The organism is Lacrimispora amygdalina (assembly GCF_900205965.1).
Lineage (GTDB): Bacteria > Bacillota > Clostridia > Lachnospirales > Lachnospiraceae > Lacrimispora > Lacrimispora amygdalina_A.
The window spans coordinates 128,028-143,947 of record NZ_OAOF01000009.1; the positions used below are offsets into that span (position 1 = coordinate 128,028).

General features: G+C 41.1%; 13 protein-coding genes. 2 read left to right on the forward strand and 11 right to left on the reverse strand.

All coding sequences use genetic code 11. The features are described 5' to 3' along the window. Positions 1–70: 70 nt before the first annotated feature. The 5 genes from CRO04_RS13785 to CRO04_RS13805 all read right to left on the reverse strand — a co-directional run bounded on the left by CRO04_RS13785 (position 71) and on the right by CRO04_RS13805 (position 6,213). Positions 71–1,501 (reverse strand): D-alanyl-D-alanine carboxypeptidase family protein, encoded by a 1,431-nt coding sequence (locus tag CRO04_RS13785; protein WP_097004833.1) that lies wholly within the window; start codon positions 1,499–1,501, stop codon positions 71–73. A gap of 71 nt (positions 1,502–1,572) precedes the next feature. Then, on the reverse strand, positions 1,573–3,132 hold the full coding sequence (gene rny / locus CRO04_RS13790; protein WP_097004834.1) for a ribonuclease Y: 1,560 nt from the start codon (positions 3,130–3,132) through the stop codon (positions 1,573–1,575). Between the two features lie 125 nt (positions 3,133–3,257). Next, a complete protein-coding gene (locus tag CRO04_RS13795) occupies positions 3,258–3,866 on the reverse strand; it encodes a regulatory protein RecX (protein ID WP_097004835.1) in 609 nt (202 codons plus the stop codon). Positions 3,867–3,948: 82 nt separating this feature from the next. Further along, positions 3,949–5,025, reverse strand: coding sequence for a recombinase RecA (gene recA, locus CRO04_RS13800; RefSeq protein WP_097004836.1), 1,077 nt, complete (start codon positions 5,023–5,025; stop codon positions 3,949–3,951). 297 nt (positions 5,026–5,322) lie between these two features. Continuing rightward, a complete protein-coding gene (locus tag CRO04_RS13805; RefSeq protein ID WP_097004837.1) occupies positions 5,323–6,213 on the reverse strand; it encodes a S8 family peptidase in 891 nt (296 codons plus the stop codon). A gap of 586 nt (positions 6,214–6,799) precedes the next feature. Between CRO04_RS13805 and CRO04_RS13810 the strand changes: the two genes are divergently transcribed. Then, positions 6,800–7,996, forward strand: coding sequence for an IS256 family transposase (locus CRO04_RS13810; RefSeq protein WP_097004838.1), 1,197 nt, complete (start codon positions 6,800–6,802; stop codon positions 7,994–7,996). A 250-nt stretch (positions 7,997–8,246) separates the two neighbouring features. Here CRO04_RS13810 and darG read toward each other — a convergent pair whose 3' ends face one another. Both darG and CRO04_RS13820 read right to left on the reverse strand, forming a co-directional pair. After that, complete coding sequence (gene darG / locus CRO04_RS13815) at positions 8,247–9,266, reverse strand: macro domain-containing protein (protein ID WP_097004839.1); 1,020 nt, start codon at positions 9,264–9,266, stop codon at positions 8,247–8,249. A gap of 14 nt (positions 9,267–9,280) precedes the next feature. Continuing rightward, a complete protein-coding gene (locus CRO04_RS13820; RefSeq protein WP_097004840.1) occupies positions 9,281–9,874 on the reverse strand; it encodes a DarT ssDNA thymidine ADP-ribosyltransferase family protein in 594 nt (197 codons plus the stop codon). Between the two features lie 494 nt (positions 9,875–10,368). Here CRO04_RS13820 and CRO04_RS13825 point away from each other — a divergent pair, with 494 nt between their 5' ends. After that, positions 10,369–10,665: a tyrosine-type recombinase/integrase gene (locus tag CRO04_RS13825; protein ID WP_097004841.1), complete on the forward strand. Its 297-nt coding sequence runs from the start codon at positions 10,369–10,371 to the stop codon at positions 10,663–10,665. Between the two features lie 359 nt (positions 10,666–11,024). Here CRO04_RS13825 and CRO04_RS13830 read toward each other — a convergent pair whose 3' ends face one another. The 4 genes from CRO04_RS13830 to CRO04_RS13845 form a co-directional block, all read right to left on the reverse strand. Continuing rightward, positions 11,025–12,305, reverse strand: a complete 1,281-nt coding sequence (locus CRO04_RS13830; RefSeq protein WP_097004842.1) for a diaminopimelate decarboxylase — start codon at positions 12,303–12,305, stop codon at positions 11,025–11,027. Between the two features lie 143 nt (positions 12,306–12,448). Beyond that, on the reverse strand, positions 12,449–13,885 hold the full coding sequence (gene pyk / locus CRO04_RS13835) for a pyruvate kinase (RefSeq protein ID WP_097004843.1): 1,437 nt from the start codon (positions 13,883–13,885) through the stop codon (positions 12,449–12,451). Positions 13,886–13,900: 15 nt separating this feature from the next. Further along, on the reverse strand, positions 13,901–14,749 hold the full coding sequence (locus tag CRO04_RS13840; RefSeq protein WP_097004844.1) for a rhomboid family intramembrane serine protease: 849 nt from the start codon (positions 14,747–14,749) through the stop codon (positions 13,901–13,903). An 18-nt stretch (positions 14,750–14,767) separates the two neighbouring features. After that, entirely contained in the window at positions 14,768–15,709 is a 942-nt protein-coding gene (locus tag CRO04_RS13845; RefSeq protein ID WP_097004845.1) for a magnesium transporter CorA family protein, read from the reverse strand. Positions 15,710–15,920 lie beyond the last annotated feature (211 nt).

The following is a 15,920-nucleotide window of genomic DNA, read 5'->3' on the forward strand; positions in this document are numbered from 1 at the left end:
TACACCCCATAAGAAACGAAATACCTTCTCCGAAAAAAGACCAGCTTCCCCAGCTGGTCTTTTTCATTTTCTATTTATTCTTTTTCTTTTTGTTTCTTCGTTCATTTAAAATGCGTTCAAAATCAGCCGCATCGCCCTCTTTTTGCAAACGGCGTCTCCGTTCCTCTCTGCGGGCCGCAATTTCCCTGTTTTCTTTTCTTTTTTTCATAGCAAGCAATGCGGTACCTGCTGCCAAAAGCAACACCCCTGCAGTGATCCCAACGGTGCCAATTACTCCAATTCCCTTTTGTGAACTGGCATCTGCCTCCGCTTTCGTCTCTTCCTCATGTTCTTTTGAAGTTTCAGAAACAGACGTTTCACTCTGAGACTCCTCCTGGGCCTTTAAAAGCAGGTATGTCTGTCCCACTACCCTGTCATTATAAGTATATCGGATCAGGGCTACCGCACCTTTTGGACTGTCCGCCGGCAGATCCGTTACCAGCTCCTTGTCAACCTGGGAGAACTGTGCCCCCTTTGGAACAGTAATAACCGTATCCGGCTCCAGTTCAAGGTCTGAAGGCTGATAGCTTTTCGTTCCTATAGAAACAGGCTTATCTCCTGTAGTATACTCCGTATCATTGCCTGCCACCGGCAGATTTTCAAACTGGCTGAATCCAAATTCAAGAAGATCCTTCCCATCAACAAAATACTGCCTTGGACTTCCCTTTAAGATAACGGAAATCATTCTTCTTCCATCTTTTTGGGCATAAGTCACAAGGGTATTGCCTGCCTTAATCAGATATCCGGTTTTTCCTGCAACAGCTGCCGGATAATAGAACTGACTGGATTCATCTGTCGTCTTTACCAGCCTGTGCTCATTATAAATGGTCAAGCCCTCAGGATTGTTGGCAGTGGGTGGAATCTTATGGCTGATGGCGGAGCTGATCTCCACCAGTTTTTTATTATTATAAGCAGCACGGGCAATGAGTGCCATATCATATGCCGTTACATACTGGGTATCCCCATTTAAACCGGAAGGATTGTCAAAATGACTTTCTGTGCAGCCAAGTTCAGTTAATTTGTCATTCATCATACGGACAAATTCTTCTCTGCTTCCTGCTACATGTTCTGCTAAAGCATTGGCAGCCTGATTGCAGGAATGCAGAATGAGAGAATACAGACAATCCTCAACAGACAGTGTATCCCCATTGGTAACATTCAGTTTATTACCGCTTCCTTCTTCCACATTGTAAACAGAGTCCTTTGAAAACGTCACCATATCGCTCAGGTTACTGTTTTCCAGGACAATTAAAGCAGTCAGTATCTTCGTAATACTTGCCGGCGGATAAGCGGCGTGTATATTTTGCCCAAAGATAACGGTTCCTGAATCTGCATCAATCACAATTCCCGCCTCTGCCTGTATCCCTGTATCAGACGGCCAGTCCGGTTTTGCATAAACGGTCATAAGAAACAGCTGGCAAATCAGTATGCAGCTTAACAGTACTTTTATCCGACGTTTCACGTATCATCCTCCTGACATGAAATATGCCCTAAAGCCGCACAAGATTAAGTATACGGTTTTAGGGCATTATTTTACTTCGCGTAATCTGTAACTCTGGACTCCCGGATCACGTTAACCTTAATCTGTCCCGGATACTCTAAAGAATCTTCAATCTTCTTAGAGATATCACGTGCCAGAAGCACCATATCATCATCGTTGATCTGATCGGGAACTACCATAATCCGAACTTCGCGTCCTGCCTGAATGGCAAAGGACTTGTCCACTCCCTTAAAGGAGTTGGTGATATCTTCTAACTGTTTTAATCTGTTTGTATATGTTTCCAGAGTCTCTCTTCTTGCACCAGGTCTTGCAGCAGATATGGTATCTGCAGCCTGAACCACGCAGGCAATCAGACTCTGTGGTTCTACATCACCATGATGTGATTCCACGGTGTTCAATACGATTGCGGATTCCTTGTATTTCTTACACAACTCCAGACCCAGCTGAATATGAGAACCTTCCATCTCATGATCCACAGCTTTCCCAATATCATGTAATAAACCGGCACGTTTTGCCATACGGATATCAAGACCGATCTCACCGGCTAACAGCCCGGATAACTGAGCGACCTCGATAGAATGCTTTAACGCATTCTGTCCATAACTTGTTCTGTATTTCAGTTTACCAAGCAAACGGATGAGTTCCGGATGCAGTCCGTGAATCCCTACTTCAAGAGCGGCTGCTTCTCCCTCTTCACGCATGTTGGTCTCAACTTCTTTTTGCGCCTTCTCCACCATCTCCTCGATTCTGGCTGGGTGAATACGTCCATCCACAATGAGGCGTTCCAATGCGATTCTAGCTACTTCTCTACGAACCGGATCAAATCCGGATAAAACAACTGCCTCCGGGGTATCATCAATAATCAATTCAACCCCCGTCAGGGTCTCTAGCGTACGGATGTTGCGGCCTTCTCTACCAATTATACGACCCTTCATCTCGTCATTGGGAAGCTGAACAACCGAAACGGTTGTCTCTGCCACATGATCTGCTGCACATCGTTGAATGGCAGTAACCACGTATTCTTTTGCTTTCTTATCAGCTTCTTCTTTTGCTCTGTTTTCCAGTTCCTTAATTAATTTCGCAGTGTCATGTTTAACATCATCTTCAACAGATTTTAAAAGATATTCTTTTGCTTGTTCGGAGGTAAGTCCGGAAATTTTTTCCAGTTCCTGAATGCCTTTTTCATAAAGAGATTCTACTTCTGAATTTCTTTTATTCAGGGCTTCCTCTCGAGCAGCAAGACCTGCTTCTCGTTTTTCCATCGCCTCAGACTTCTTGTCCAAGTTTTCTTCCTTGTTTAGTACTCGTCTTTCATAACGTTGAAGCTCAGCTCTTCTTTCCCTGGTTTCCTTTTCCAGTTCGTTTTTAGTCTTTAAAGACTCTTCTTTCGCCTCAAGGAGAGCTTCACGCTTCTTTGTCTCAGCGGTCTTTAATGCTTCATCTATTATTTCCCGGGATTTTTCTTCTGCAGAGCCAATCTTGCTTTCGTAAGTGTTCTTACGGTATGCGGTCGCAGCAGACCAGGCAATAAAAGCAACTACTACTGATGCAATGATCGTAATCAATGCAGCCGTGAATACTGATACTGACACAGGAGCACCTCCTTATTTTATTTTCATTGTACAACAATACAACACTACAATTTTAAACTGTTTTATACATTATGTCAAGTATTTCGCTCCCGTTTCCGGTATACTTATACACATTTTCACTATTGTCAGTCATCGACAAAAATTTCACCTAAAACACGGCTTACCGCTTCATAAGAAAAACCTTTTCTGCCCAGGGATGCCATCACTTTGCTCTTCTCTCTGGCGTCCATTTGTTCCGGAAATAACCGCTTTTTCCTGATATAATCCCGTACTATGGCAGCCTCATCAACCGGCTGCTCCTTTAAAATATCACTGACCGTTTCCTTATCCAGACCTTTTCTCTGCAGTTCAAACTTAATCTGTCTTTCACTCTTTCTTCTGGAATTAAATTCCACATACCTTCTGGCATAATCCTCATCATTAATAAACCGGTGCTTCTTTAAAAAATCTATGGCATACTCAATGGCTTCCTGTGGATAATATCCCTCTTTCAGCTTCCTCCTTAACTCCTGCTCCGTCTTATCGGAGGATTTTAAAAGATATAAAACCCGTTCCCTGGCTCTCTTACACAGGATCTCCCTGATAATCTCTTCATATACTTCCCTGGTGATCTCGCTGCCTTCTTCCATGGAGTACCGTCTTAATTCCCCTCTATAAAGAACAAGAGTAAAGTCATCATCAAGAATGACTTTACTCCTGCGTTTATCGACGGGCACAATCTCTGTTACTGTCATATATGCCCCTTTTCCTATGAATCATTCTGTCCCTGCCTGGCCCCTTGTTATTCTGCTTCAGACAAATGGGAATCCAATGGTCTTATTCCTTCGAACCGGCCTTATTCTCTTCCGGCTTAATGCGCTTGCTTTCCTTTTCAGGAGTCCCTGCAACTGCTTTTTCCTCTGCAAGGTTATATTTTACCCGGACCTTGTTTTCAATCTCCAGACAAACTGCGGGGTTGTCCTGAAGATAGATCTTGGAATTTTCTCTTCCCTGACCAATCTTTACATTATTGTAAGCAAACCATGCTCCGCTTTTCTCAACGATGTTCTCTTTTACGGCCAGATCCAGAATATCGCCTTCTTTGGAAATCCCCTTACCGAACATGATGTCAAATTCAGCCTCTTTAAAGGGAGGGGCAATCTTGTTCTTCACTACCTTTACACGGGCTCTGTTGCCTACCACGTCGCCGCCCTGCTTCAAGGTCTCAATCTTACGGATATCCATGCGGACAGATGCATAAAACTTCAATGCGCGTCCGCCTGTAGTTGTCTCCGGGCTGCCAAACATAACTCCTACCTTTTCACGGAGCTGGTTAATGAATAAAACAATACAATTGGACTTGCTGATCACAGCGGTCAGTTTCCTAAGTGCCTGAGACATCAGCCTTGCCTGAAGACCTACATGAGAATCTCCCATATCGCCCTCGATCTCGGCTTTTGGTACCAGAGCAGCAACCGAGTCTACAATGATGATATCAACGGCACCGGACCGAACCATGGTCTCTGTTATCTCAAGAGCCTGTTCCCCGTTATCCGGCTGGGATATATATAAATTGTCTATATCGACTCCTATATTCTTCGCATAAACAGGATCAAGCGCGTGCTCCGCATCAATAAAGCCTGCGATTCCGCCACGCTTCTGAACTTCTGCCACCATATGAAGCGCAACTGTGGTTTTACCACTGGATTCCGGTCCATAGATCTCCACAACTCTTCCCTTAGGAATGCCGCCAAGGCCTAGTGCAATATCCAGACTTAACGCTCCGGTCGGTATGGTCTCCACATTCATATTGGTTCCTGAATCTCCCAGCTTCATGACAGATCCTTTTCCATATGCTTTCTCTATCTGGGTAAGTGCGGCATCCAGTGCTTTCAGCTTATCATCTTTATTCATCTTTTCCTCCAACACGAACAAACGTTCTTTTTCTATTTATTATCATAGTATACTTCGCTGCAAATGTCAACCTGAATTTTAAGCTTCTTCAATCAAACGCATCACACTCCTGCTTCTGTCTGTTCAAAATACACGGTTACTTTGGAAATTAGGGCGAAACGCCTGAATGGGAAACAAAAAGGCAGACTGCCTTAGACTTCTGTTTAACTATAGCACACAGAATCAGGCTCTGCAAGTTTTTTCTGTCTGAAGCATAGAACGGACCGCCTTAAGTAACAGGCGGTCCATGTTCCGTTCCTAAAGTAAAAGCCGTTCCACATCAAGCATTCCCCATCCCTGCTGGTTCATGGGAAGCCCGGCATCCACAGCCCGTTCTCTCAGCATCAGTTTTACATCCCGGTTACTCATATACGGATATTTCTGCAGTAAAAGCGCAATAGCTCCTGAAACCAGAGGCGTGGACATAGATGTTCCGCTTTTTGTCTGATACTGTCCCGCTTCATTGGAACAGCTTATGATCCCGGCTCCGGGCGCAATAATTTCCGGCTTACAGATGCAGGCTCCGGTAGGACCCCTGCCAGAGTAGTCAATCATCCGGTTTCCCATTACATTTACTTCTTTATAATCATCAGAGCACCCTACCGTGATTACCTTCCGGCTGATTCCCGGAGTTGTAATGGTATTGGTTCCCGGCCCCATATTTCCTGCTGCCACACACACCACAAGACCATCATCCCAGGCTGCATTCACCCCTCTTACCAGAACGGAATTTTCTGTCATCCCTTTTCTCGAAAAGGAACCAACGGAAATATTTACAATCCTGATTCCATACCGTTCCCTGTTATCACGGATCCATTTTAGTCCGGAAAGCACATCCGATGCATATCCGTTTCCTTTTTTATCCAATACTTTCAGCATAATAATATGGCACTCCGGGGCGATCCCCATATAAAGGCCGTCGGATGCTTTGCCGCTTCCCGCTATAATCCCGGATATATGGGTGCCATGACCGTTGTCATCGTAGGGTTCCCGCCTGCGGTGAACAATATCCACAAAAGCTGCCAATCTATGTTCAAGATCCTCATGAAGGTAAATTCCCGTATCAAGAACTGCAACACCGATGCCGCGCCCGGTTAAACCCATGCGTATGGCACTGTCGCAGTGTATCACTTCTCTCACCTGATTCACAGTCCGCTACCTGATTCCTTTTTTTATTAGGATATTCCGGTACGCTCCTCATGGTTTCATTTCCAGGCTAAAATGGTGGATGGAATTTGCCGTAAACATGTTTAACTTTCAAATTTGCTTCAAATATATTATGAAAATCTTCTTATAAGAACAACGGGTTTATAGGAGACAAGTGGGTTTTGTCGCTAATGTTGTCACTAGTTCTTCATATTATGTATGTAATTGAAAGGCAGGTCCATAATGTAGGATACCTGTCTTTTGCATTATCTGGGATTCTTATCTTGGTAATATATGTAAGCGCTTGGCGAGCCAAATATACGTTCTTGTAATTATCTTCAGTAGGTGGTTAGAAATGGAAGCAAAATGTGAACTTGAGTCAGATATCAATAAAATGTCCCCTCTATGATCCAGTGGAACCGGAATGCAATTCAGATAATAGCTGTTGCGGATTTTACAGAATGCCCAGCACAGAAAGATGACGTATAATTAATTTCGCAAATTCAATTTCATAAAGATAGACATGGTCTATAGCCGTTTGGTAGAATTAAGTTACCACACAAAATACTCTCAAAGGAGGCTATAGAACATGTCTGATAACATTATACAGTTAAATCAGGAACTTATCCATAACGAATTGAAAGATTTAGTACGCAACAGCGTTGAGGAAACCCTCAACGCGTTGCTGGATCATGAAGCAGATGAACTCGTTAATGCCGATAAATATGAGCGTTCCGGTGAACGTAAAGGATATCGTTCCGGACATTACAGCAGAAACTTTCAAACCACAGCTGGTGAGGTCAAATTGAAAATGCCAAAGTTAAAGGGCGTTCCATTTGAAACTGCCATTATTGAGCGATATCGCCGCAGAGAATGCTCTGTAGAAGAAGCTCTCATTGAAATGTATCTCGCAGGTGTTTCTGTTCGCCGTGTTGAGTATATTACTGAGGCATTATGGGGAACCAAAGTTTCACCTGGAACAATAAGCAATCTAAATAAAAAGGCCTATGAACACATTGAAACGTGGAGAAGCCGCAAACTTACCGGTTCTTATCCATATGTCTTTATAGATGGTGTTTACTTAAAGCGCAGCTGGGGCGGCGAAATTCAAAATGTATCTATCCTTGTTGCCATTGGAGTCAACGAGGATGGGTGTCGTGAAATTATTGGCGCGGCCGAAGGCATGAAGGAAGACCGTGAAAGCTGGAGAACATTCTTTGTGTGGCTAAAAGAACGTGGCCTGGCCGGAGTGCGCTTGATTATTGGTGATAAATGTCTTGGAATGCTCGAATCCATTCCAGAAGTATTTCCGGATGCAAAGTATCAAAGATGTACCGTTCATTTCTATCGGAATATATTCTCAGCAACTCCTCGTAATAAGATGAAAGAAGTCTCTATGCTGCTGAAGGCTATCCATGCTCAAGAATGCAAAACATCTGCAAAGGAAAAGGCGAAACAAGTAGCGGATAAACTTTGCGAGATGAAATTAACTTCGGCAGCTAAAAAGGTGGAAGATGGAATCGAGGAAACCCTAACATATATGGATTTTCCCAGCCAACACTGGACCAGAATCCGCACTAACAATACCATTGAACGTCTGAACCGGGAAATCAAACGTAGGACCCGTGCTATTGGCGCTTTTCCTGATGGGCAAAGTGCTTTAATGCTAGTATGTGCCAGACTGCGACACGTAGCTGGAACCCAATGGGGTACAAAGCGCTACATGAATATGGAGCATCTGAAAGAATTGGATCTCCAGAACCAGTCTGATATCATAGCCGGCTGACTACCGGCTACCTAACGGCTGAAATACAATTTGCGAAAAAATCTTGACACTATCCACAGAAAGTTATCCCGCAATATTTCAGGCAGTCAAGATGAGATGAGCAGTACTATAAAAAGCGATAATTTAAGGCGGGTCCGAAATTCCGGATACCCGCCTTTCAAAAATTAAGAATGATTCTATTTCGTACCCACTCTAATTCATGACAACTCCTAGACAACAATCACATATAAGTTAGTTTTTTTAAGACATTTTATATAGTATTAAATTCACCTAATAAATTTCTTTCTATAATATTTGTGTTTTCCAAATAATTTATATAATTCTTTATATCTTTTTCTGTAAACCTATTTGCCTTATCATCTGACCATTCCTTAAAATGTTTAATAAGCTTATATTCATCACTTTCTTTTCCATTTTGTATTAAGTACAATACCGTAGCAATCCCTTCTAAATCCTTATTTGAAGATATATTATTTACATAATCAGCAGATTTTTTTATAGCAGAATTCATCTTATCCAACTTTTTATCCAATTTTTCGCTACATATAATTTTATAAACCATATTATAGGTTTCATCTGTAGAACTTAAATTATAATATTTTTGATATGCTCCAATATCTTTAGCAATTATACTTATTGCATAATCATAAGGTCCATATTTATACTTATCAAATTTAAAATAATTTTCTCCTAAAAAGTAATTTAAAAAATATGCTGATTTTTGAAGTCTTAATTCAGATACCTTCTTCAAGTTCATTTTTAAATCCATAATAACAAGACTAGATAAATGCAACTCAGGTGCTACTTTAGGTTTCTGCTTAAAATTATATGATGGCTCATATATTAAAAAATCATAAGAATCTTTTAAATTGTCTAAACTTTCTAATATAATCCTTTTTACTACAATCCAATCCAACCCTCCATTACCGCATCCTAAAGGTGGGACAGCTATAGTCTTTACTCTTAATTTGGGCAATAGTTGTACAAAATCCTTTAAACCATCTTCTATATAATTAATTTTTGAAGAAGCTCTCCATTTATCTTTTGTTGGAAAATTAATTATGGTTATGCCATCTTCAATAAAGTAATGAACTTTACCTACTTTTAATTGCCCGGATTTACAAGCTTGTATATAGCTTTTGTTATTCTCAGGGAAACGCATTTTAAATTGATAAGCTACACCTTTTCCCATAAATCCTTCACAATTCACTGTATTTAATAGGCAATCAGCTCCAGAAGCGAACATATCACCAGTAACTAACTTTATCACTAAACCCCTTCTTTCTATTTTTTTGAAATAAAATAATTAGAACTTAAATTTATATACGGTGGTTTTCTTATTTTATACTTATTAAACAGGTTTTCCATTACTGCTTTATCTTTTTCTGTCCTAACATTAATGCTAAATAAATCATCAATAGCTAAATCACCATCATATATACATTCAGCCAAGCAAACTTCCTTGCACTCATGATCAGAATAGCAACGCTGTTCCATTATGTCCCAGTCTATTACCTCCATGCCCTCATCATATGTATAAATCCTAAATGGCATCATATTTAATGGATGTCTGGGAATAATTTCAAAGCCCATTTCTCTCGCCACCGTTCTTTTAACACACAGATAAACAAAATCATCTTCAGGATGGGTCTTTTGCACATCTCCATCAAACGGATTGCTTGAAAAGAAATGAAATGGAACATAATTATCTAAGTCATGTAGAGACCTGAATGATAAAATATCCGGATTAGCAACATCTTCAAATACAAGATTTTCTTCTAGCAACCTATTCCTAGATAACAAACCATATTTAAGTATGTTTTCCATGTTCTTTAACTCTGTTAAATGATATAATAGTTGACCATCTCGTATTCCCATATTTTTCCCCCTATTTTAGCTTTTGTATGCACTCATATCCTTATTATTACATTTACAATGGAAATTGGCAATATTATAATTTGAATTTTCACATACAAAAGTACTTTTCTTTTTTATTTAGATATTTTTGATCACTTTAGCGCCCATCTTGACCCGGCGCGAGCGTTATAGGTTTTGTGACCATCTTTCCGTCAGTCATAGATCTTTCCGGAATACTCCACAAGCTGTGACTGACACATAGCGCTCTCAAATAACGCACGCTGCCATACTGCTGTAATTGCCAGTAACTATGGATTAAGGGCAAGCTAAAAGGAATGAGTCCTGTTCAGTAAAGAACTCATTCCTTAAATGTCGCCTAGTAATTATTTGTCTAACTTTTTTGGTCAGATCATTCCCAGGGCTATTTCATTATTCATTATATTCATTAACCTAGTGGGTTCAAGACTGATTCTGAAAAAGGGGCCCTGTCCCTATACATCCGCGAATTCAACCTCTTGTTAGAGAGTTATATAAGAAATGTACTGCTTGCTTACTTATATTCCATGGAAGCTAGCAAAAGAATGGGATACAAGGAATATTCGGCCATGTTCGCTGATGCGCTTATACAGATCGGAATCCACGATCATACTCCCCATGATTGCCGGCATACCTTTACCAGCCTGCTCGACCGATATGGGGCAAGTGAGATATGCTCGAGAAAGCTTCTGGGGCATACAGCAAGAGATGCGCATGAACGCTATATTCATAAATCAATCGAAGACCTGCGAGAAGCTAACTGCATGATTCCATAGTGTTACTAATACGTCATCCTTATGTCACTAATTGTAATAAATCCGTTATTATTCAAAAATTTTATTTTTTTAGAAATACTGATATATGCAAAGTTTCAATCATATCCGATCTTTCTGTAAATCTTCAAAGTTAAGAAAATCTTCATAATCTATTCAAACAATATACAAACTTTTCCAGAAGTGGTGTGTTATACTAAGTACATAAGAAATGCACAACGTAACAAATATCCTTTCACCCTTTTTGAAAATCCGAAAATCCTAAGAAAATCCCCCTGTGTCGCAGACACAGGGATTTTTCTGTGTTATGGAACAAAATCCCGCTCTCAGATGACTGAAAACGGGATTTTATACTTTTTATTTTAAACAGATTCATATTTTACATTTTTTAGCACATCAAAACAGTCAAACGTTGCAAAATAATCCTTTGCTGTCTCTGCCCTGCGTATCAGCTGCACAGATCCATCCTCTTTCAACAGCAGCTCTGCAGATTTTAATTTCCCATTATAATTGTAACCCATAGCATAACCGTGAGCTCCGGTGTCGTGAATAAAAAGCAGATCTCCGGCAGATATCTCAGGCAGCATCCGGTCAATGGCAAATTTATCGTTATTCTCACAGAGTGATCCTACCACATCGTACTTATGGCTGCAGGGAGCCTCTTCTTTTCCCATAACCGTAATATGATGGTAAGCGCCGTACATGGCTGGTCTCATAAGATTCACGGCACAGGCATCTACTCCAACATACTCCTTATGGGTATGTTTTTCATGTATTGCTCTGGTAACCAGTGCGCCGTAAGGTCCTAACATAAAGCGGCCAAGCTCCGTATAGATCGCCACATCTCCCATTCCTTCCGGAACCATCACTTCCTCATATACCTTTCTTACCCCTTCTCCAATGGCCATGATGTCATTAGGCTCCTGACCAGGGTGATAGGGAATTCCGATTCCACCGGAAAGATTAATAAAGGTTATCTCAGCTCCTGTTTCCTTTTTTAACTTAACTGCAAGCTCAAAAAGAACTTTGGAAAGAAGGGGATAGTACTCTGTAGTCACCGTATTGCTTGCAAGGAATGCATGTATGCCAAATTTCTTTGCTCCCTTGCTTTTTAAAATACGAAACGCCTCAAAGATCTGTTCTGTGGTCATACCATACTTGGAATCTCCCGGATTATCCATAATATCATTGCTGATCTTAAAAATTCCGCCAGGATTATAACGGCAGCTGATGGTTTCGGGAATATGGCCGATGGCTTTTTCCAGAAAATCAATATGCGTGATGTCATCCAGATTAATGATGCCTCCGATACGGTCTGCAAACTGGAATTCCTCAGCAGGGGTATCATTGGAGGAAAACATAATATCAGAACCGGAAAATCCAATGGCATCGGACATCATAAGCTCCGTCATAGAAGAACAGTCTGCTCCGCATCCATACTCTTTTAATATATTTAAAATAAAGGGGTTGGGGGTAGCCTTTACTGCAAAATATTCCCGGAATCCCTGATTCCAGGCAAATGCTTCTTTTAATTTCTGTGCATTCTCCCTGATGCCCTTTTCATCGTATAAATGGAAGGGAGTTGGATAATCTTTCACAATTTCTTCTAATTGTTCTCTGGTTACAAATGGTCGTTTCTCCATTGCTTTCCTCTCCTCTCATATCGTTACCATATGCAGAAAAGAGCCCTCTCCGGCACATCTGCTGGTAAGCTACATTGTACCGGGGATAGACTCTTTTGTCTACACTTTTTTGTATAAATATTCAGAAATACTGTAATAAGCGATTAATCCACAGTTACAACACGCATGATATTGGTGTGGGCTGCAGGTTCATGCTTTCTTGCAGGGCTTACTACACCGGCGGTTACAACTACCACATCGTCCTCTTTCACAACCTCTTTCGCTTTTAAAAGTTCCAGAGAAGAATAAATTAAAACGTCTGTGGATTCCGCACGTCTTGCCTGGAATGGCACAACTCCCCAATACAGCTGCATCTGGCGAAGTGCAGACGCACTTGGAGATAAACCGATAATTAAGCTTTCCGGTCTCCATTTGGATAACAGTCTTGTGGTAAAGCCGGTAATACTTGGAGCCACAATTACCTTTGCTCCCAGGTCGTGAGCTGTGGCTACAGAAGAGTAACATACTGCGTTTGATACATTTTGTGTATTCACTGCAGATACCTTACGCTGTCTGTATCCGGTATAATCTAAGTGTTTCTCTGTTTCCTCCACGATGGAAGCCATCATGGAAAGTGCTTCTACCGGATATTTTCCCATAGCGGTCTCACCGGAAAGCATCACTGCATCGGTTCCGTCATATACCGCATTGGCAACGTCAGTTACTTCCGCTCTGGTCGGGCGTGGGTTACGGATCATGGAATCTAACATCTGTGTTGCAGTAATAACCGGTTTGCAGGCTTCATTACATTTATCAATAATACTCTTCTGGATAAATGGTACTTCCTGTGCCGGAATTTCAACTCCCATATCACCACGGGCAACCATGATTCCATCACTGACTTCAATGATCTCATCCAGATTTTCAATACCTTCCGCATTCTCAATCTTTGCAATAACTGCAATATCAGAACCATGCTCTGCCAGAATATCCTTAATTTCACGTACCGCATCAGCCGTACGTACAAAGGAAGCAGCAATAAAATCAAAGCCCTGTTCGATACCAAAACGGATATCTGCTTTGTCCTTATCGGTAAGAGCAGGAAGTTTAATCTTCACATTGGGAACATTGACTCCCTTTCTCTCTCCCAGTTCACCGCCGTTTACAATTCTGCATTTGATTTCGCTGCCGTTTACTTCTAAAACTTCCAGTTCAATCAGACCATCATCAATCAAAATACGGTTGCCGGCAGCTACATCATCGTTTAAGCCGCCGTAGTTGATATGACCCCTGGTCTCATCTCCTACAATCTCTTCTGTTGTGAGAACATAGGTATCACCTTCTTTTAAGGTGACTTTTTTGCCATCTTTTAAAAGTCCGGTACGGATCTCCGGTCCTTTTGTGTCAAGAAGTGCTGCGATCGGAAGACCTAACTCCTCACGAATGCTTTTAAGCATTTCAAGACGTGCTTTCTGTTCCTCATAGTCTCCATGTGAGAAGTTAAATCTGGCGATATCCATTCCGTGCTCAGCAAGTGATTTCATCAGTGCGCGGTCATTCGTGTTTGGTCCCATCGTGCATATAATTTTGGTTCTCTTCATTATTATCCTCCGTAGCTAGTTAGTCGTATCACCGGTTGTGGGGTTGTCCGATGTTACATGTTTATGTGTATATAAATGCTCGGAACAGTATTCTAAGCTGCCTTCACATTTTGAACAATAACGGAATTCCAGGTTTGGGGAATCTTTTTCGGTCCTGCCGCAGACGGCGCACTTATGATGGGTTCCTCCCTGGGGCATAATCTTCATCTGTCGGTGAAAATTCTGCTTTCTTTTTATTTCCCTCGGATTAAACCGGTTCAAATCCCGGGTCAGAAGGAAAAATACAAAGAAGTTAATTAACGACATTACTATTGTAATTCTGATTGCCATATCTCCCATAATAAATTCATAGAGGAAATAGATTCCATTAAATAAAGCCATCCATTTGGCCTTAATAGGAATTACAAAAAACAGAAGAAATTCAAGATCAGGAAATGTCGCAGCAAATGCAAAAAACAGGGAATAATTTAAAAATTCCGTGGTCAGATAGATATTCTGTTTAAAAACGATATATACAACCAATGCAGCTGCCACATGACCAATTACTCCCATAAAGAAGTAAACATTAAACCGGAAAGCCCCCCAGATTCTCTCTAAGTTAACTCCCAGCATGTAATAGAGATACATGCCGATCAGACTTCCGAAAAGACTTCCTCCGCCTGGTGGATAAATCATAAAGGTAACAACTCTCCACACCTGACCGCTTAAAATCTTCTGTGCATCGAGCGCTAAATACTGTAGATAAAACCCCGGTGTAAAAAGCTGTAAAAAGAGCCCGGTCCCATACATGCCAATAATATAGTACATAAGATTCGGAATGGCATATTTTCTGAATCTGCGTTCCAGATTATAAAAAAATTTCATGCGTTCAACCTTCCTAAGCTAAAACAAATCCTTTTTGGAAAAAATCCAGGCAACACTCAGTGTCAGAATCAATGTAAGACCAAGTACAATCCAAAAACCATATGGACTGTCCGCAAAAGGAACTCCGGCAGGGTTAACATTCATTCCATAAAAGCTAGCTACCATAGTCGGTATAGACATTACAATGGTGATAGTTGCCAGAAATTTCATAACAATATTTAAGTTGTTGGAAATAACGGAAGCAAACGCGTCCATAGTGCCGCTTAAAATTCCGCTGTAAATATTGGCCATCTCAATCGCCTGCTTGTTCTCGACGATAACATCCTCAAGAAGCTCGGTATCCTCCGGATATTTCTTGATTTTTTCATTCCTCATGAGCTTTTCTAACACTACTTCATTGGAACGAAGGGAGGTGGTAAAATACACCAGACTCTTTTCCAGTTCCAGCAGCTCAATCAGTTCCCGGTTCTTTGTGGACTTATGAAGTTTCTCTTCTACAACTGCACTTTTTTTATCAATTACTCTTAAATACTGTAAGTATAACGATGCGTTCTTATAAAGAATCTGGAGAATAAAACGGGTCTTCATATAAGTATGAAAATCCCTGACTCTTCCATCCATAAAGGCATTTAACACTGTGGTTTCTTCCAGGCATACCGTTATGATAGCCTCGTCGGTTGTTATGATTCCCATGGGGATTGTCACATACCAGTCTTTGCCGCCCCTTTCCTCAATGGTAGGAACGTCAACAAGAATCAAAGTGTAATTATTCTCAGTCTCAATACGGGAACGCTCTTCCTCATCAAGAGGAGCCCTTAAATCATCGGGATCGATACGATAGGTATCAGCGATCTCCAATATCTCCGTAGCTGTGGGATTGGTAAGTGCTACCCAGCACCCCGGAGAAAGCTCATCCTTTTGATGAATCAGGCCGTCTTCTGTTTTATAAATCTGAATCATGGCTTTTCCCCCTTCTACGGAATTAATCCTGCATACTTTGGCGGACTTTGACTTATACATTATAGATTCCCAGACCATTTTTGTCAAACGAAATGCTACCGCAATTTGTGAACTTACACAAATTTTACTAAGATTAACATTATTTTAGCATGAACAGGCAATTGTTTTATTTCTTATTTTATGTTAAACTGATGTCCGGTGAGTCAGTAAC